Source organism: Sulfitobacter sediminilitoris (genome assembly GCF_010667575.1).
Taxonomy (GTDB): domain Bacteria; phylum Pseudomonadota; class Alphaproteobacteria; order Rhodobacterales; family Rhodobacteraceae; genus Sulfitobacter; species Sulfitobacter sediminilitoris.
The window spans coordinates 102193-120693 of sequence record NZ_JAABNT010000011.1 but is presented as its reverse complement, the minus strand read 5'-3'; the positions used below and the strand labels follow the sequence as shown (position 1 = coordinate 120693).

The 18501-nt window shown below is 60.9% G+C and carries 17 protein-coding genes; 11 read left to right on the top strand and 6 right to left on the bottom strand.

Going from position 1 to position 18501, the window contains the following annotated elements; all coding sequences use genetic code 11:
• The first annotated feature begins 63 nt into the window (after nucleotides 1-63).
• The gene (locus GV827_RS16665; RefSeq protein WP_164354946.1) at nucleotides 64-1071 is read left to right on the top strand and encodes a hypothetical protein; all 1008 of its coding nucleotides are present in this window, start codon (nucleotides 64-66) and stop codon (nucleotides 1069-1071) included.
• Between the two features lie 24 nt (nucleotides 1072-1095).
• Here GV827_RS16665 and GV827_RS16660 read toward each other — a convergent pair whose 3' ends face one another.
• Entirely contained in the window at nucleotides 1096-1290 is a 195-nt protein-coding gene (locus GV827_RS16660; RefSeq protein ID WP_164354945.1) for a SlyX family protein, read from the bottom strand.
• A gap of 111 nt (nucleotides 1291-1401) precedes the next feature.
• Between GV827_RS16660 and hisS the strand changes: the two genes are divergently transcribed.
• Genes hisS through hisG form a run of 3 tightly spaced genes read left to right on the top strand, consistent with a single transcriptional unit; the run spans nucleotide 1402 to nucleotide 4666 of the window.
• Nucleotides 1402-2898 (top strand): histidine--tRNA ligase, encoded by a 1497-nt coding sequence (gene hisS, locus GV827_RS16655; RefSeq protein WP_164354944.1) that lies wholly within the window; start codon nucleotides 1402-1404, stop codon nucleotides 2896-2898.
• Complete coding sequence (locus GV827_RS16650; protein ID WP_164354943.1) at nucleotides 2898-3977, top strand: ATP phosphoribosyltransferase regulatory subunit; 1080 nt, start codon at nucleotides 2898-2900, stop codon at nucleotides 3975-3977. The genes hisS and GV827_RS16650 overlap by 1 nt, the downstream gene beginning before the upstream one ends.
• Entirely contained in the window at nucleotides 3974-4666 is a 693-nt protein-coding gene (gene hisG / locus GV827_RS16645) for an ATP phosphoribosyltransferase (protein ID WP_164354942.1), read from the top strand. Before GV827_RS16650 ends, hisG begins: the two co-directional genes overlap by 4 nt.
• Before the next feature lie 26 nt (nucleotides 4667-4692).
• On the opposite strand, the gene GV827_RS16640 is transcribed toward hisG, so the two are convergent.
• Nucleotides 4693-5124: a DUF1489 family protein gene (locus GV827_RS16640; RefSeq protein ID WP_164354941.1), complete on the bottom strand. Its 432-nt coding sequence runs from the start codon at nucleotides 5122-5124 to the stop codon at nucleotides 4693-4695.
• Nucleotides 5125-5290: 166 nt separating this feature from the next.
• Here GV827_RS16640 and GV827_RS16635 point away from each other — a divergent pair, with 166 nt between their 5' ends.
• Entirely contained in the window at nucleotides 5291-7558 is a 2268-nt protein-coding gene (locus tag GV827_RS16635) for an adenosylcobalamin-dependent ribonucleoside-diphosphate reductase (RefSeq protein ID WP_164354940.1), read from the top strand.
• 11 nt (nucleotides 7559-7569) lie between these two features.
• Here the strand turns inward: GV827_RS16635 and GV827_RS16630 are convergent, their stop codons facing one another.
• Complete coding sequence (locus GV827_RS16630; protein ID WP_164354939.1) at nucleotides 7570-8289, bottom strand: ankyrin repeat domain-containing protein; 720 nt, start codon at nucleotides 8287-8289, stop codon at nucleotides 7570-7572.
• Between the two features lie 116 nt (nucleotides 8290-8405).
• On the opposite strand from GV827_RS16630, the gene GV827_RS16625 reads away from it, so the two are divergent.
• Complete coding sequence (locus GV827_RS16625; protein ID WP_164354938.1) at nucleotides 8406-9080, top strand: DUF2461 domain-containing protein; 675 nt, start codon at nucleotides 8406-8408, stop codon at nucleotides 9078-9080.
• 77 nt (nucleotides 9081-9157) lie between these two features.
• On the opposite strand, the gene GV827_RS16620 is transcribed toward GV827_RS16625, so the two are convergent.
• Complete coding sequence (locus tag GV827_RS16620) at nucleotides 9158-10495, bottom strand: aspartate aminotransferase family protein (protein WP_164354937.1); 1338 nt, start codon at nucleotides 10493-10495, stop codon at nucleotides 9158-9160.
• Nucleotides 10496-10667: 172 nt separating this feature from the next.
• Between GV827_RS16620 and GV827_RS16615 the strand changes: the two genes are divergently transcribed.
• Genes GV827_RS16615 through GV827_RS16595 form a run of 5 tightly spaced genes read left to right on the top strand, consistent with a single transcriptional unit; the run spans nucleotide 10668 to nucleotide 16480 of the window.
• Entirely contained in the window at nucleotides 10668-11675 is a 1008-nt protein-coding gene (locus GV827_RS16615) for a BMP family protein (RefSeq protein ID WP_164354936.1), read from the top strand.
• Nucleotides 11676-13220, top strand: coding sequence for an ABC transporter ATP-binding protein (locus GV827_RS16610; RefSeq protein WP_164354935.1), 1545 nt, complete (start codon nucleotides 11676-11678; stop codon nucleotides 13218-13220).
• Nucleotides 13210-14259: an ABC transporter permease gene (locus GV827_RS16605; RefSeq protein ID WP_164354934.1), complete on the top strand. Its 1050-nt coding sequence runs from the start codon at nucleotides 13210-13212 to the stop codon at nucleotides 14257-14259. Before GV827_RS16610 ends, GV827_RS16605 begins: the two co-directional genes overlap by 11 nt.
• On the top strand, nucleotides 14259-15203 hold the full coding sequence (locus GV827_RS16600) for an ABC transporter permease (RefSeq protein ID WP_164354933.1): 945 nt from the start codon (nucleotides 14259-14261) through the stop codon (nucleotides 15201-15203). Before GV827_RS16605 ends, GV827_RS16600 begins: the two co-directional genes overlap by 1 nt.
• A complete protein-coding gene (locus GV827_RS16595) occupies nucleotides 15203-16480 on the top strand; it encodes an amidohydrolase family protein (RefSeq protein ID WP_164354932.1) in 1278 nt (425 codons plus the stop codon). Before GV827_RS16600 ends, GV827_RS16595 begins: the two co-directional genes overlap by 1 nt.
• On the opposite strand, the gene nagA is transcribed toward GV827_RS16595, so the two are convergent.
• Both nagA and GV827_RS16585 read right to left on the bottom strand, forming a co-directional pair.
• On the bottom strand, nucleotides 16475-17608 hold the full coding sequence (nagA, locus tag GV827_RS16590; RefSeq protein WP_164354931.1) for an N-acetylglucosamine-6-phosphate deacetylase: 1134 nt from the start codon (nucleotides 17606-17608) through the stop codon (nucleotides 16475-16477). The two genes, GV827_RS16595 and nagA, sit on opposite strands and share 6 nt — an antisense overlap.
• A complete protein-coding gene (locus GV827_RS16585) occupies nucleotides 17605-18489 on the bottom strand; it encodes a BadF/BadG/BcrA/BcrD ATPase family protein (RefSeq protein ID WP_164354930.1) in 885 nt (294 codons plus the stop codon). The genes nagA and GV827_RS16585 overlap by 4 nt, the downstream gene beginning before the upstream one ends.
• Between the last annotated feature and the right edge of the window lie 12 nt (nucleotides 18490-18501).

Below are 18501 nucleotides of genomic sequence, written 5' to 3'. Positions count from 1 at the left end.
AGAACAAACATGGACGCCTTTGGTCTGATAAGGTAAACGGGCGGCTAACCTGAAGGGGATGCCATGCTCAGAACCGGCGTGATGATCTTTTTTTGCGCGGCGTTGGCCGCCTGTGGCGATCCGCTTGGCGGCATCCCACGTATTTCGGATGTTGAGCTGGCGCCAAACGATCCGGTCGCTCAGGCCCTGCCCACGGATGAAGAGATTGCCCGCGAGGGCTTCTTTGGCACACCTGCCGCGCAGGGACAGGCCGTAGTTGCGCTGGATGGCGATGCCGCCCCGGTGGCGTCTGAACCACCGCGCAAGGGTGGCTTCCTGGGCCTGTTGCGCCGGGCAGTACCGCGTGCACAGCCCGGCGTGATTGAAGCCCAAGGTGCGTCGACGCAGTTGGATGGCGCGCAATCGGGGTCAGAGGATTTGTCGGCGGCAAACGGTGACGCATCCCAGCTTGAAGACGTGGGGCAGGGGACCGAACTGGCTGCGCTCTCGCCAACGGATACGGCGCAGGAGGCTCAAGAGCCTAAGCGGCGGGGGTTGTTTGCCCGGCTGACCAGCGGCGACGCGGGACGCGCACCTGCCGAGAGCGATATACTTGAGGTCGAATACGGAACGCAGCTTCCTTATGGTGTGATTGCCCGCAGTTGCGCGGCCAAGCGCAAGCCGATGGGGCGCAAGGTCGAGAGTTCGGCGGGGGGCTACAAGCTTTACGATACCAATCCGGGGGCGACCGGGCTGCGGACATTCTACATTACCGGATTCGCTGATGGATGCCCGCGTCAGATCACGGCAGCGCAGGCGTTGCTGGGTGCACCTTCGCTGTATGAGCAATTACATTACGGCCCTGCCGGTCAACATCTGCCAGTCGGGGACACGGACAAGGCCTATGAAAAGGTCAAAGGCCGGATCTGTGGCGCGCGCAAGGGCAAACCCTGCGGAGCCAAGATGCGGCAGCTGGAACGGGACACATTTTTTGTGAATACCTACGCACGGCCAAAGGATAACACGCAGTGGTCTGAACTGCTGATCCACAAGGGCGAGGTTGTTGCGACCTCGCGGAAATCCAGCGGCTGACGCGATCCGGCTTAGGCCGAACGCTTAATAATGCGGCGGCTTTTCATCGCCCAGAACAACAGCGCCACCGCTTGACGCCTCGCGTTCACCTTCGCGCTGCATCAGCATGTGGACACGGCGGTTCAGTGTCACGATTTCACCTTCCTGCCGGGCAACGATGTCGCTGAGGTCATCCACCGCGCGGGTCAGATGGGCGATTTGTTCTTCTAGCTTTTCCATGACTGCGCTTTAGCACCGGACGTCTGTCTTGTTAAGAGCCTGCGCGCCTTGCCCCACGGCCCCCCATCGGCTAGATGCGCAGCAATATCCCAAGTGCCCCAGAGGACCGTCATGGCCAAGCCAAAGAAAACACCGCGCCCCAAGGCCGAAACCCCGAAAGGGTTTCGCGATTATTTCGGGGCCGAGGTCACACATCGGTCCGAGATGCTGGGCAAGATTGCGGCTGTATATCATCGCTATGGCTTTGATGCTTTGGAGTCCTCTGCCGTTGAGACGGTCGAGGCGCTGGGCAAGTTCCTGCCAGACGTGGATCGCCCCAACGAGGGGGTGTTTGCGTGGCAGGAGGATTCCGACAGTGACAAGCCGGGCGACTGGCTGGCCCTGCGGTACGATCTGACGGCGCCCTTGGCGCGGGTCTATGCGCAGCATCAGAACGATCTGCCGAAACCCTATCGTCGCTATGCGATGGGGCCGGTCTGGCGTAACGAGAAGCCGGGGCCGGGGCGGTTTCGCCAGTTTTATCAGTGTGATGCGGATACCGTGGGGGCGCCATCGGTTGCGGCGGATGCCGAAATCTGCGCGATGCTGGCCGATTGTCTGGAAGAGGTCGGGATCGAGCGCGGCGATTACATCGTGCGGGTGAACAACCGCAAGGTGCTGAACGGTGTGTTGGAGGTTGCTGGCCTGTCGGGGGACGACAAGGATAACGAGCGTGGCATCGTGCTGCGCGCCATCGACAAGCTGGACCGTCTGGGCTCGGAGGGCGTGCGCGCGCTCTTGGGTGAAGGCCGCAAGGATGAGAGCGGGGACTTTACCAAAGGCGCGGGGCTTGCGGACGCACCGGCCGATGTCGTCATGGGCTTCATGGATGCAAAGCGCGGCTCTGGCGCTGAAACGGTGGCGCGGTTGCGCGAACTTGTCACCGGGTCGGATATCGGTGCGCAAGGCGTCGATGAACTGGAGCTAATCGCGGACCTTCTGGGCGCGGGGGGTTATGGCCCGGACCGGATCGAGATTGATCCTTCGGTGGTGCGCGGTCTTGGCTATTACACCGGACCCGTTTTCGAGGCTGAACTCACCTTCGAGATCAAGGACGACAAGGGCCGCACGCGCAACTTCGGCTCCGTCGCAGGTGGCGGGCGCTACGACGATCTGGTCAAACGTTTCACCGGGCAGGAAGTGCCGGCGACGGGCGTGTCGATCGGCGTGGACCGCTTGCTGGCCGCGCTCGACGCCAAGGGGCGGCTTGATACCACAGCCAACGGTCCTGTCGTCGTCACCGTGATGGATAAGGCGCGGATGGTTGATTATCAGGCGATGGTCGCGGAACTGCGGGAGGCGGGCATCAGGGCGGAGGTCTACCTTGGCAATCCCAAGAACTTTGGCAATCAGCTGAAATACGCGGACAAGCGCAACTCTCCGGTCGCCATCATCGAAGGGGGCGATGAGCGCGAAAAGGGTGTCATCCAGATCAAGGACCTGATCCTGGGTGCGAAGATTGCCGAAAGTGCGACGCACGAGGAATGGAAGGACCGTCCCAGCCAGTACGAGGTGCCGCGCGGCGATCTGGTGGCGAAAGTACGCGAGATCCTGGACGCGCACAGCTGATGCCCACACGTTCCGAGACGAATGAAAAAGCGGCGACGCTCCGCGCGTTGTTCGAGGCGCAGGGCGCGGCCGTGGTGGAGCCGCCGATCCTGCAACCTGCGGGCACCTTGCTGGATCTGTATGGCGAGGACATTCGCGCGCGGGCTTACGTCACGTCCGACGCGCTGCGCGGAGAGCAGATGCTGCGGCCTGATTTCACCGTGCCCGTGGTTCAGATGCACATGGCCCATGGCGCGGAACCTGCGCGATACACCTACGCGGGTGAGGTGTTCCGGCGGCAGGAACAGGATCCTGAGCGTGCAAACGAATACATGCAGGTCGGTTACGAGGTCTTTGACCGGACGGATCCGGCGGCGGCGGACGCAGAGGTTTTTGCGCTGATCGGCGAGGCGCTGGCAGGCGTGCGGGTCGAGGCTGTGACGGGTGACATCGGCATTCTGATGGCCGCTGTGCAGGGCCTTGAAACAACGGCGGCGCGCAAGGCTGCGTTGATGCGGCATATCTGGCGGCCGCGCCGGTTTCGCGCGTTGCTGGAGCGGTACGCGGGCCGGTCCGAGGTGCCACCGACACGCGCAGCACTTTTGGCCGGGCAGGCGAAAAGCGACGCACCGCTGATCGGGATGCGCTCGGAAGCCGAGATCGCGGCACGGATCGAGGCGCTGCGCGCCGATGCGGAAGCCGAGCCGATTTCAGCGCAACGGGTCGATCTGATCGAGGCGCTGCTGGAGGTTCGGGAGACTATGCCCAATGCGCTGAGCCGCCTGCACGATCTGGCCGTCGACATGCCCGAGATCGGCACCGCCGTGGCCCGCGTCGCCGAGCGGGAGGCCGCATTGGCCGCGCGGGGCGTTGCGACGGAGAGCCTGCTGTTCGAGACAAGTTATGGCCGGACGTCGATGGAGTATTACGACGGGTTCGTTTTCGGCTTTCGGGTCGAGGGACGCCCGGACCTGCCAGAAGTGGCCACGGGCGGGCGGTATGATGCGTTGACCCTGCGGTTGGGCGACGGGGCCGAAATTCCGGCGGTGGGCGGCGTGATGCGCCCCGGTCTGATGCTGGAATTGGAGGCGGCGCAATGATGCTGAAGCTGGGCGTGCCGTCCAAGGGACGGCTGATGGAAAAGACTTTTGACTGGTTCGGGCAGCGCGGCGTGCAGTTGCAGCGCACCGGATCAGAGCGCGAATATGCAGGCCGTGTCGACGGGATCGACAATGTCAACCTGATCCTGCTGTCGGCGGGTGAAATTCCACGCGAACTGGCGGCGGGGCGCATCCATCTGGGCGTGACGGGCACCGATCTGGTGCAGGAAAAGCTGGCGCTGTGGGATCAGTTGGTGGAGCCGTTGGCCGAGCTGAATTTCGGCCATGCCGATCTGATCCTCGCCGTGCCGCAGGCGTGGATTGACGTCGATACCTTGGATGATCTGGATGCGGCTGCGGCGGCGTTCCGGGCACGCCACGGGTTCCGGATGCGGATTGCCACGAAATATCACCGGCTGGTGCGGGAATTCCTGCGTCAACATGGGGTTGCTGATTATGCCTTGGTGGACAGTCAGGGTGCTACCGAAGGCACGGTGGCAAATGAAACCGCCGAGGCAATCGCGGACATCACGTCAAGCGGTGAAACCCTGCGCGCGAACCATCTCAAGGTGTTGAGCGACGGTCTGATCCTGCAATCGCAAGCGACGCTTTGGCGCAGCAGAACAGCCGAGATCGACAAGGAAGCGCGTGCGACCCTGAATGCGCTGAACGAGAAACTGTTTTCATAGGCTGAGGACGCGCTGGTAGCGGAGCGTCAGAGCACGCCGATTTCCGCCAAGGCTCTGTTCAAATCTGCGGGCAACGCCGCCTCATTCTTGCGGCCCATCGGCAGGTCCATTGGCGCATCCGCTGGATCAAGATATCGCCAGCCCTGAAAGGGGCGTTTGAGTGACGGGGTCACGCGGACGATTTCGGGATCCAGCATGATTGCGCAACGCCGGATGCCGTCCTGTCCAATCCGTTCACGGAACTCCAGCACGCGCTGGCGAGCCTGCACTTCGCCCTTGATCACCCAGTAGATCGACCCGCCATTCAGCACTTCGGCCTCACGTTTGGGCCACATGCGGGTGACATGATAGTAATGTCCGTCCTCGATCTGCTTGGAACGATACTGCTGCCATTCCTGCAACTGCTCGACGCTTTCGGTGCCGACGCTCAGCTTGATCAGGTTAACGCACTTGCCCATCACTTACCCACTGACATATCCACAGACTCACCCCTGATCCACGACATAAGGTAGCTTGTCCGCAGGCATAATCAAAGTGTGGTGGTATGGCGCAGGTTTTCTCATAGCCAGCGCGCGGAATTCTTGCTATCTTTGCAACCTTCCTGCATCTACCGAAAGAATCGACATGTCCCGCTTTGCCGCCCCAATCGCTGAACAGATCTGGGATATGAAGTACCGCTTCAAGCAGCCCGACGGCACGCCCAACGACGTCACGGTCGAGGACACGTGGCGGCGTATCGCGCGTGATCTGGCGCAGGTTGAGAAGGACCCCAAACACTGGGAAGAGCGGTTTTACGAGGCGCTGGAAGACTTCAAATACCTGCCTGCGGGGCGGATCACTGCCGGTGCCGGAACCGCACGGTCCGTGACGCTGTTCAACTGTTTCGTGATGGGTACGGTCCCCGACAGCATGGGCGGCATTTTCGACATGCTGAGAGAGGCGGCGCTGACCATGCAGCAGGGCGGCGGGATCGGGTATGATTTCAGCACGATCCGCCCGAAGGGTGCCGATGTGAAGGGCGTCAGCGCGGACGCATCCGGCCCCCTCAGCTTTATGGACGTCTGGGACGCCATGTGCCGCACGATCATGTCAGCGGGATCCCGTCGCGGCGCGATGATGGCGACGATGCGCTGCGATCACCCGGATATCTTCGACTTCATCACGGCCAAATCAGACCCTGCGCGGCTGCGCATGTTCAACATGTCGGTGCTGATCACCGACGCTTTCATGGAAGCGGTCAAGGCCGATGGCCCATGGGAGCTGGTGTTCGATGACAAGGTATATCACACGGTCGAAGCGCGTGATCTGTGGAACAAGATCATGCAGGCGACCTATGATTACGCCGAACCGGGGGTGATTTTCATCGACCGGATCAACAAGGCGAACAACCTGAGCTATTGCGAGACCATCGCGGCGACGAACCCCTGTGGAGAACAACCGCTGCCGCCTTACGGGGCGTGCTTGCTGGGGTCGATCAATCTGGCGCGGCTGGTCGCAAATCCGTTTGAAGAGAACGCTGAACTGGATGAGACCGCGCTGCAAGATCTTGTGGCGACAGCGGTGCGGATGATGGACAACGTTGTTGACGTGTCGAAATTTCCGCTTGAGGCGCAGGCGCAAGAGGCGAAGGCCAAGCGCCGCATCGGTCTGGGTGTGACCGGTTTGGCGGATGCGCTGCTGATGCTGGGTCTGCGGTATGGGTCGGATGAGGCGGCGGCGCAAACAGAAGCATGGCTTAAAGCGATTGCGCGGGCGTCCTATCTGGCGTCGGTGGAACTGGCCAAGGAAAAGGGCGCGTTCCCGCTTTTCGATGCCGAGGCGTATCTGGCCTCTGGCAACATGCAGCAGATGGATGACGACGTGCGCGAGGCGATCCGCGCACAGGGTATCCGCAACGCCCTTCTGACGTCGATCGCACCGACTGGGACGATCAGCCTTTATGCCGGGAACGTGTCTTCCGGGATCGAGCCAGTGTTCGCGTATGCCTACACCCGCAAGGTGCTGCAAAAGGACGGCTCGCGGACCGAGGAAGAGGTGGTTGATTACGCCGTTCAGATGTGGCGCGACAAGTTCGGCGACCGGGAACTGCCCGACTATTTCGTTAACGCCCAGACGCTTGCCCCGCTGGCGCATGTCAAGATGCAGGCGGCAGCGCAGAAGTGGGTGGATTCTTCTATTTCAAAAACCATCAACTGCCCCGAAGACATCAGCTTTGACGCGTTCAAGGATGTCTACATGGAGGCCTGGGATACAGGCTGCAAGGGATGCACGACGTATCGGCCGAACGATGTCACCGGGTCGGTTCTGTCCGTTTCTGAGGACACCAAGGCTGACAAGCCGGTGCCGGTCGCTGAAGGCGGCGAGGTTGTTTATATGTCCGAACCGCTGGACCGTCCGCAGGAGCTGGAGGGCAATACCTACAAGGTTAAATGGCCGGACAGCGAACATGCGCTTTACATCACGATCAACGACATCGTGTTGAACGGTCACCGCCGTCCCTTCGAGGTCTTCATCAACTCCAAAAACATGGAACATTTCGCATGGACGGTGGCGCTGACGCGGATGATTTCGGCGGTGTTCCGGCGGGGTGGGGACGTGTCCTTTGTGGTTGAAGAACTCAAGGCCGTCTTTGACCCGCGCGGCGGGGCGTGGATGCAGGGGAAATATATCCCCTCGATCCTTGCGGCCATCGGCGGCGTGATCGAACAGCACATGATCGCGACAGGTTTCATCGCAGGCGAGGGGATGGGACTGAAGACCGATCCACAGCGTCAGGTCGTCGGACTGGACACGCCACGCGGCAAGGCATGTCCTTCCTGCGGGCAGTTTGACATGCGCATGGTCGAAGGGTGCATGACCTGTGGGTCTTGTGGGCATTCGAAATGCGGGTAGGGCGCAAAAGACTATTGCAATAGTCTTGCCAATTCTCTTGCAAGAGAATTGGGCTCGTAGCCAGCCGAACGAAGGATCTTGGCGATTTCCGTGTAGCCCCGCTGCTCCGCTTGTTGCAGTGGCGTGGCACCTTTACTATCGGGGATCGACACATCCGCACCCGCCGCCACAAGCGCCTGCACGCAAGCCAGATGATCCGGCCCGCCATCGCCCAGCACCACCGCCTCCATCAGCGCGGTCCAGCCAAGGTTGTTCACGTGATCGAGTGGTGCGCCCGCTGCGATCAGACGGCGCACCACTTCGGCATGGCCGACATGCGCAGCGGCGATCAGCGCGGTGCCGTCGTAAACACTGGTGATCAGGTCATGCCGGTTGCCGAGGGCGATGGCCAGCGACATCAGCTCTGGATCATTCGCCACCGCCGCGATGGTCACGACATCGTAGGCACGGTTTTCCAGCGCATTCATGTCCGCCCCGGCTTCTGCCAGTGCCCGCAGCGCCGCGTCCTGCGAGGCAAATGCCGCCACATGTGCCGGGGTACGTCCGGCAGTGTCCCGCGCATTCACATCCGCACCTGATGCAGAAAGCCGCGCGATTTCAGACACGGCCCCCTGATATGCGGCAAGGTGCAATCCATCGTACCGCGCGATCTGCGTGGCCGATGGCGGTATCTGCGCCCCTCCTGAAGCTGCTGTCAAGGACAGCATCAATCCGACCACAAGGCTTCTCATGCACGTCTCCTCCCCTGATCCGTCTCGGCCTATTCTAACACCGCCCTGTTCAGAAGCCTTCGTGAAATTGCGGGCTGGTGCTAGGCTGGGTTCGGCCCACCGAAAAGGTATCCGATATGACCACAGACGGTTTCACGCAGATGATCGACGACAGCAACGCATTCTTTGCCGAGTTGAAGAAGAACAATACAAAGGAGTGGTTCGATTTGCGCAAGGACCACTACAACGAAAATATCAAGAAGCCGGCCGAGTTCCTTGCCGATCTGATGGCAGATGACCTCAGCCGCATCGTGGGGCGCGCCATGAAACCGAAGGTTTTTCGCATCTACCGCGATGTACGCTTTTCCAAGGACAAGACGCCGTTCAAAACCCATCTGCATATGCTGTGGTCACTGGCGGATGCAGGTCCCTTTGCCCCGGTCTATTTCTTCGGGACGGAGCCCGGAGATATGACGGTGGGTTTTGGCCTGACTGAAATAAAGGGGCAGACGCTGGCCCGGTTCAGGGCCTTTGTGGATCATTGGGGGGATCAACTGCAAAACGCGATTACTGCGACTGGAATGGAGTTCTCTTCCTGGGGCGCTGAGCCATTGAAGCGGGTGCCCAAACCCTATGACCCAGCGCATCCCTATGCTGAGCTATTGAAGCGCAAGAATCTGATCTTGCAACAGAAGATGGATAACAGCTGGCGAGAGACCGAGGGTGGATTGATGTCAGCAGTTCGTCGGCATTTCGAGGCGGTCTCACCGCTTCGAAACCTGCTGAACGAAAAGCTGTCAGCCGATAGCTGAGCGGTGAGGGCATTGCACGCGGCCAGAGAGAGGCGAATGTCCACGACATATTTGCTATACTCAGGACGACAGACTGTCTAAGCAGCCTTCGCTGTTTCTGTCTCAATCGTTGTGGCCATGACATCGACAATGGTGTCGATCTCTGCGTCCGTTGACGTGAAACAAGGGGCCAGCAAGACGTGATCCCCTGATGTGCCGTCCGCACAGCCCTGTGACGGATAGCATATCACCCCTGCGTCTTTTCCCGTGTTAAGGATGCGGCCCGCCATGTTCAGTTTCACATCGAACGGTTCTTTAGTGTCCCGGTCCGCCACGACCTCAGCCGTCCAGAAAAGGCCCCGTCCGCGAATATCACCGACATGCGGATGCTGCCCAAGACGTGCGCGCAGGCCCGATGACAGGCGGTCGCCCAATCGCCGGACCTCGCTCAGCAGATTGCGGTCCTCAATCTCGCGCATGACTGCCATTGCTCCTGCGGTGGCCACAGCGTGGCTCATGTAAGTGTGTCCGTTCCACAGCTTGCCTGACCCGGCAAGGATCGCGTTCACCACTTTTTCGGAGGCCATCACGGCGGCGATAGGCTGGTATCCGGCGCCAAGGCCCTTGGCCATCGTGGTGATATCCGCTGCGATGCCCTCCTGTTCCAGCGCAAAAAGGCTTCCGGTGCGGCCCATGCCGCACATCACTTCATCAGCGATATAGAGAATGCCGTGCGTGTCGCAGATCTCGCGGATGCGTTTGAAATACCCGGCAGGCGCCGGTTGCGAACCGAGCGATGCGCCGACAACAGGCTCGGCGACAAATGCCGCGACCGTTTCCGGCCCCAGTTTCTGTACCCGCTCTTCAAGCTGGTTTGCCATGCGCAGGGCGAAATCTGCTTCGCTCTCACCGTCGCGCTGAAAGCGGTAGGCATAGGCGGCGTCGATGTGTTCGACATCAATCAACAGCGGCGCGAAGGGGGCGCGGCGACCCGCGTGGCCACTGACGGCCAAGGCGCCCAGTGTGTTGCCGTGATAGCTTGGCATCCGCGCGATGATGTGCCGCCGACCGGTATCGCCGCGTTCAACGTGGTACTGACGGGCCAGTTTCAGCGCGGCTTCCATCGCCTCGGACCCGCTACCCAGATACATTACGCGTCCTTCGCCGGTGCCATCAGGGGCATGCTCGATCAGGTAGTCGGCCAGGGTCTCCGCCGGTTCATTGGTGAAAAGTCCCGTGTGCGCAAAGCTGAGCGTTTCCATCTGCTTGGCGATTGCCTCGCGGACGCGGACATTGTCATGCCCCAGACTGGACACAGCCGCACCGCCACAAGCGTCCAGATACCGTTTGCCGGTGCTGTCGATCAGGTAGGATCCTTCGCCCTTGACGATGACGGGCTGATCTCCGGTCAGGGTGCGGCGCAAGACGTGGCTCATGTGTGTCTCCTGGTCTTTGTGGACGGTGCGCCCACCTTAGGGTTGTATCGCCTGTAAGGTGGGCGCACTGCCCACCCCTATTCAGGCATTATCGCGGAAAAGGACTGGCTTGTCTTGACTCATCTGGTCTCCTGCCGAACGATCAGCGGCGAACAACACTCAGGGGGTCATCATGACGCAAACTACACTAACACGCCGCCGTTTGCTTGGCACGGCTGCCATGCTGGCAGGGGCCGCAACACTGCCAAAGATGGCATTGGCCGCCGATCCGATCAAGGTCGCCGGGATCTACACGGTCCCCGTTGAACAGCAGTGGGTCAGCCGCATTCATAAGGCGGCGGAAACCGCTCAGGCGCGCGGTGATATTGAATACACCTTCACCGAAAATGTCGCCAATACAGATTATGCCCGCGTCATGCGTGAATATGCCGAGGCCGGCAACACGCTGATCATCGGTGAAGTCTTTGGCGCTGAACAGGAAGCGCGTGAAGTGGCGGCCGATTATCCTGATGTCGCATTCCTGATGGGGTCGTCGTTCAAGGAAGACGCGGCACTGCCCAATTTTGCGGTCTTCGACAACTACATCCAGGATGCGGCGTACCTGTCCGGGATTATCGCAGGTGCGATGACGGAGAGCGGAAACATCGGCATGGTCGGCGGTTTCCCCATTCCCGAAGTGAACCGCCTGATGCACGCCTTCATGGCAGGCGCGGCAGAGATGAAGCCCGATATCACATTCCAGGTCAGCTTTATCGGGTCGTGGTTCGATCCGCCCAAGGCCAAGGAGACGGCTTTCGCGATGATCGAAAACGGTGCTGACCTTCTGTATGCTGAGCGTTTCGGCGTGTCGGATGCAGCACAGGAAAAAGGCATTCTTGCCATTGGCAACGTGATCGACACGCAAGCTGACTATCCTGAAACCGTTGTCGCCTCAGCCATCTGGCATTTTGAGCCAACGCTGGACGCGGCGATTGCCGCAGTCAAGGCAGGCGAATTCAAGGCGGCTGATTACGGCGTCTATTCCTTCATGAAAGAAGGCGGATCGTCTCTGGCACCCTTGGGCACTTTCGAGGGGAAGGTCCCGCAAGAGGCGCTTGATCTGGTCGAGCAGCGCACCAAGGAGATCAAGGACGGTGCTTTTGTCACCGAGATCAACGATGAAGAGCCGAAGTCTTCTTAAATGACCAAAACCGATGAGGCGCAGGTTGTCCTGCGTCTCTCTTCCATCACAAAACGGTTTGGCAAACTGACGGCGAACGACGCGATTTCATTTGATCTGGCGAAGGGCGAAGTTATTGCATTGCTTGGGGAAAACGGCGCAGGCAAGACCACGCTGATGAATATCCTCTTTGGCCATTACACGGCGGACGAGGGCGAGGTCGAGGTCTTTGGCCAACGCCTGCCGCCCAGTCAGCCCAAGGCCGCTTTGCAGGCAGGGGTCGGCATGGTGCATCAGCACTTCACCCTTGCTGACAATATGACGGTGCTGGAAAACATCGTGCTGGGTACGGAGCCCCTTTGGCGTATGGGATTTGGCCGGTCGGCGGCACGCAGGCGCATCCTTGCGTTGGTCGAGGATTACGGTTTGCGGGTGGACCCCGATGCAACCGTCGGCAGCCTGACCGTTGGCGAACGGCAGCGGGTGGAAATCCTCAAGGCGCTGTATCGGGACGCGCGGATCCTGATCCTGGACGAGCCGACGGCGGTCCTGACCCCGCAGGAGACAGAGGATCTGTTCGCCACCATGCGCAAGGCCGTGGCGCACGGATTGTCGGTGATTTTCATCAGTCACAAGCTGCACGAGGTCACCGCAATCTCAAGCCGGGTCGTGGTGCTGCGCCATGGCAAGCTGGTGGCCGAGGCACGCACAGCGGATTTGGACAGACATCAGTTGGCGCAGATGATGGTTGGTGCGGAAGTACCCCCACCGGCGGTCCGGGAGGCCGCGCCGGGTGAGGTGCTGGTGGCGCTTGAAGGTGTTTCGACGCCGGATCGCGGCGCAGCACCGGGGCTGAAATCGGCAAACATGGCGTTGCGCGGCGGGCAGATCATTGGGATGGCGGGCGTATCGGGCAACGGTCAGGCGGCACTGGCCGATTTGATTGGCGGATTGATTGCCCCGGCGTCGGGCAGATTGCGCCTGAAGGACGGCGTGCCATCTGACTGGAGCCCACGAGCCGCGCTTGCCGCAGGCATCGCACGGATCCCGGAAGACCGGCACAAGACCGGCACCATCGCGGATTTCGACCTGACGGAAAACGCTGTGTTGGAGCTTTATGCAAAGCCACCGTTTTCGAGGCGGGGATGGATGGACTGGGGCGCGGCGCGGGATTTTACCCAGAAAGTGATCGAGAGGTACGACGTGCGCTGTCCGGGGGCGGAGACGCGGATCAGGTTGCTGTCGGGAGGGAACATGCAAAAACTGATCCTTGGGCGCGTTCTGGAAACCGCGCCGGATGTGGTCTTGGCGAACCAGCCGGTGCGCGGTTTGGATATCGGGGCGCTGACCTATGTGCACGAACAGCTTCTGGCGGCCCGCGACCGGGGGGCGGCAGTCTTGCTGATCTCGGAAGACCTAGATGAGATCACGGCGCTGTCGGATGTGATCCACGTGATTTCGGAAGGGCGGTTATCGCCTGCATTCGGGCGTGGGGAGCTGACCACCGCCGAATTGGGGGTCTGGATGGCAGGCCATGGTTTCGAGGGCGAGACCCATGCGGCTTGAGCCTGTCGCCAATCCGACGCTGCTGCGCACGGTAGGTCTGCCTGCGCTCGCGCTGTTCGGCACGGTCGTGGCCGCGTCATTGCTGGCGATGATCGCCGGCGCTCAGCCGTTTTCGGTGCTTGGGCTCATTGTGAAAGGGGCTTTTGGGTCGAAATTCGCAGCACTTGAAACGCTCAATCGGGCGACGCCGTTGATCTTTACCGGGCTGGCGGTCGCCGTCGCCTTTCGCGCCCAGCTTTGGAACATCGGAGCCGAGGCGCAGCTTTATGTCGGCGCGGTGGTCACCGTGGTTCTGGGCACGGGGGCGCTGGCATGGCCTGCTTTCGCTTTGCTGCCGACCATCGCGGTTGCGGCGATGCTGGCCGGAGCGGTGGTTTTGCTGGTGCCGACGTTCCTGAAGACCCGGTTCGGTGTTGATGAGGTCGTCACCACGCTGCTTTTGAATTTTGTGGTGCTGTTGTGGGTCTCGATGCTGCTGGAAGGGGCGCTGAAGGACCCCATGGGCCTTGGCTGGCCCAAATCCGCGCGGCTGATCGCGGAGGCGCGGCTGCCGCGTATGGTTGAGGGACTGCGCCTGCATTGGGGCCTTGGCCTTGCGCTGATTTCCGCGCTGGTGGTCTGGGTCATCCAGCGACGCACGACCCTTGGCTACGAGATGCGCGCGGTGGGTCTGAACAAGGAAGCGGCGCGGTTTGCCGGTATCCCTGTGAACACCGTGCTGATCAAGACGGCTCTGTTGTCGGGCGGTCTTGCGGCCTTGGCAGGATTTTCAGAGGTTGCGGGGCTTAAGGGTAGTCTGACTTTGGATATCTCTCCGGGCTTTGGCTATACCGGGATTATCGTGGCGATGCTGGCACTGCTCAATCCATTGGGCGTCGTGGTGGCGGCGCTCTTTGTCGCGGGCATCTTTGTCGGGGCGGACAGCATGAGCCGTGCGGCGGGCGTGCCCACCTATCTTGCCGATATCATGCTGGCGCTGGCATTGCTGATGATGGTGCTGGCAATCATGCTGACCAAGTTCCGGGTGAGGCGCGACTGATGGAAATCATCGATATCCTGATCTCGGCCAGTTTCTGGACCGCTGCCATCCGCATCGCGTCCCCCCTGATTTTTGCCGCGCTGGGAGAGTTGGTCTGCGAGCGGGCGGGGGTTTTGAACCTCGGCATCGAAGGGATCATGGTCGTCGGTGCTTTTGCTGGCTGGATGGCAGTCTATCTGGGGGGCGGGCTGTGGCTGGGTGTTGCTGTTGCGATGGCATCGGGGATGCTGTTCGGCCTGTTGCACGGCACGCTGACGGTGCCTTTCGGGCTGAGCCAGCATGTGGTGGGGCTTGGGATCACGCTGCTGGCGACGTCGCTGACCTATTACTGTTACCGCTTGGCATTGCCCGAGGTAACATCGCCGCCCAAGATTGAGGCGTTTCAGCCGTTCGAGATTCCGCTGCTGTCCGACATTCCCTTGGTCGGCCCCGCGCTTTTCTCGCAAACGCCGCTGACCTACCTTGCATTTGTTCTGGTGATTGTCGTTACCGTAGTTCTGTACCGCACGCCCCTTGGTCTGGCGTTGCGCGCAGCCGGAGAGAACCCCGCCGCAGTCGAGGCGCAGGGGCTCAGCGTGACAGCCATTCGGATGGGCGCGGTAATGGTGGGCAGCGGGCTGATGGCAGTGGGCGGGGCGTTCCTGACGATGAGCGCATTCAATTCGTTCTTTTTCGAAATGGTGAACGGGCGGGGCTGGATTTGTATCGCACTCGTCGTCTTTGGATCGTGGCGTCCGGGCAAGACACTGCTGGGGGCCGTGCTGTTTGCCGCCTTTGACGCCTTGCAGATCAGGGTTCAACAAACATCGCTGGGTGCCGATATTCCTTACCAGATCTTCCTGATGGCCCCCTATATCCTGTCTATTCTGGCGTTGGTCATCATGTCCCGCCGGGCGCAGGTGCCTGCCGCACTGATGGTGCCGTTCAATAAAGGAGAGCGCTAATGTTCGATATCATCGTCAAGGGCGGCACGCTGCCGGATGGGCGGATCAGCGACATCGGCATTCGTGATGGCAAGATCGTCGCCATTGAAGCGCTGGAAGCGGAGGCCAGCGAAGTGATTGACGCTAAGGGTGATCTGGTCAGCCCGCCCTTCGTGGACCCACATTTTCACATGGATGCCACGCTCAGCTATGGCAAGCCCCGGATCAACGCGTCTGGCACCTTGCTGGAAGGGATCGGCCTGTGGGGAGAGCTGAAGGACGTGATGCAGCCCGAAGAGGTCAAGGCGCGGGCGCTGGAGTATTGCGACTGGGCGGCGTCCATGGGCCTCCTTGCGATCCGGTCTCACGTAGATACCTGTGACGACCGCCTGATGGGGGTGGAAGCGCTGCTGGAGGTCCGCCGCGAGGTGGCCGATTACATTGACCTGCAACTGGTGGCCTTTCCGCAAGACGGGCTGTACCGCGATCCGACTGCTTTTGAAAACACGATCCGGGCGCTGGACATGGGTGTCGATGTCGTGGGTGGCATCCCGCATCTCGAACGCACGATGGCGGATGGCGCACGGTCGGTCACCGCCCTGTGTGAGATCGCTGCGGAGCGTGGCCTGATGGTGGACATGCATTGCGACGAAACGGACGATCCCATGTCCCGGCATATTGAGACGCTGGCATTTGAAACCCAGAGGCTGGGATTGCAGGGGCGCGTGGCGGGTTCGCATCTGACGTCAATGCATTCGATGGACAACTACTATGTCTCGAAGTTGCTGCCGCTGATGGCCGAGGCACAGGTTGCGGCCATCCCAAATCCGTTGATCAACATCGTGCTGCAGGGGCGGCATGATACCTATCCAAAACGCAGGGGGTTGACCCGCGTCAAGGAAATGCAGGCCATGGGCATTGCCGTGGGGTGGGGGCAGGATTGCGTACTGGATCCTTGGTATTCACTGGGGACCGCTGACATGTTGGACGTGGCTTTCATGGGTCTGCACGTGGGGCAGATGACTTCGCCCGAAGAGATGCGGCGGTGTTTCGACATGGTGACGAATGTGAATGCGCAGATCATGGGGTTGGAGGACTACGGGCTGCGCGTGGGTGCCAAGGCGTCATTGGTGGTTCTGGACGCGGGCAACCCGATTGAAGCGCTGAGGTTGCGGCCGGATCGGCTGTGCGTGATTGCCAAGGGCAAGGTGATTTCACGCAAACGGCGCAATGATGCGGACCTCAGCCTGCCGGGGCGTCCTGGAACGGTGCGGCGGCGGCACGATGGGCATTCATAACAGATCGGTTGCAGCGCTGACGCTGTAGTCCGTTCCGAGATAAATCAGATTATTCAGTGTATTCGGCCATGTGCCGTAGCCTTGTGCATCTCGCAACAAACGAGACGGGATCGAGGTTGCCCGTGCGAGAGCTTTCCCCGGCGCATCGCCGACGTCTTTCACCATCACTTCAAGGGCGCGTGCCATACTCAGGTCTGCCCCTGCAAGCGTGCCGTCAGCCAAGCGGAAGCGTCCGTCTTCTCGAACGATGGTCCGGTCGTTCAAGGTGAACTCGGTGATGTCTGACCCCGCGCAGGCCATGGCGTCGGTGACAAGAAAGATCTCTCCCGGTCCGCTTTTCGCGGCCAGCGCCGTGCGAATTGTCGCGGGGTGGACGTGGATTGCATCGGCGATCAGTCCGGTGCTTATCGAACCGGAGTCGAGCGCGGCACCGACAAGACCGGGCGTGCGGCTGCCCAGTTGGCTCATCGCGTTGAAAAGGTGTGTGGCACAGCGCGCACCGGCCTCAAAAGCCCGTATAGCTGTGTCATAATCCATATCGCTGTGACCCAGTGAGACAATCACACCCGCCTGCGTCAGCGTAGTGATCTGCGCAGACGTGACGCTCTCGGTGGCGAGGGTGATCATCAGGTTGGGTAGCCTGTCTGCTGCCGAAAGAAGTGTCGTCAGGTCGTCGGCGGTCATCGGGCGGATCAGTCTGGCGTCATGCGCGCCCTTGCGGGCCACGGACAGATGCGGACCTTCAAGGTGCAGACCCAAGATGCCGGGCACTTTGGCTGCGATGGCTTCTTCCACGGCGCTGATAGCGGCAGCGGTGATTTCGGGGGTATCGGTGATCAGCGTGGGTAAAAAAGCACGGGTGCCAAGAGAGCGGTGCGCCGCCGACATGGTTTCAAGTGTCGCAAGGCCGGGGTCCGCGTTGAACATGACACCGCCCCCGCCGTTGACTTGCAGGTCCACGAAACCGGGCATCAACGTACCGCCTGCCAGCTGTCTGCGGTCGCAGTATTGCGGCAAACCGGCGGCCGGAATGATTTGCGCCGCCGCCCCGTCGATCAGAACGGCATGGTCTTGGATCAACTTGTTGCCATCAAAGATAGTGGCCCCGACAAGGGCAAACAGGGTCATTTCCCCACGCTCCTTGCCGCATGTGATGCGATGGCAAAGGCCCCTTCAAGGGCGGTTCCCCTTGGCGCCTTTAGATTCCGCGTCATCCTGTCGGGCAAAAACTCGGCGTAATGGGGCCCCACGCCCCCTGCGAGCGAAAGTAGATCGCCGGTTTGAAAACCCAGCGTATTCAACCCGTGTTCAAGATAGGCGGCCCCCTCGCGCATGAGACTTTGCGCCAATGGATCGCCGTCTTTCGCCGTGGTGATGACGTCGCGGGCGAATACGGCGTATTCACCCGGTGTTGCAGCGGCGCTGAAATGGACGATCTCGATCAGACCACCTTTGGCCTCAAGTACGCGGCGGCTGAGATCGGTGTGAGGACGCATACCGTCTTCGGCAAGGATAACCTCTTGCAACAGGCGGTGCCCCAGCCACGCGCCCGACGCCTGATCAGACAGGTCGAAACCCCAGCCACCAACCGTGCGCATTTCAAGCGCCTTCTGGCGTGCAACGATTGTGCCGGTGCCAAGCGCAACCACATATCCGTCAGCCTCACCCAGCACACCGCGCACGGATGTTGCCCGGTCGCCCGTTGCACTTGACCTGCCGTAGGGCAGGGCGGCGGCAACGGCGGCCATCTCAACCTCGGAATGGGCCCCGGCAACGCCAAAATGAGCGGTGATCTGGTCAAGCGGTGTGTCTCCAAGTCCCGCCTGCGCCAATGCAGCGTCAATTGCGCTCGTCAGATTTGAGATCGCGTCGTCGAAATTGCTGTGAACGTTGCCAGGGCCGCCGCTGGCCTGAGCCATGATCCCGTTATCCAGCGTGCCTGCGGCGGCACGGCACCCGGTGCCACCACCGTCTGCGGCTACGATAACTGTCTGGTCAGTGACTTTCATGGTTTCTCTATA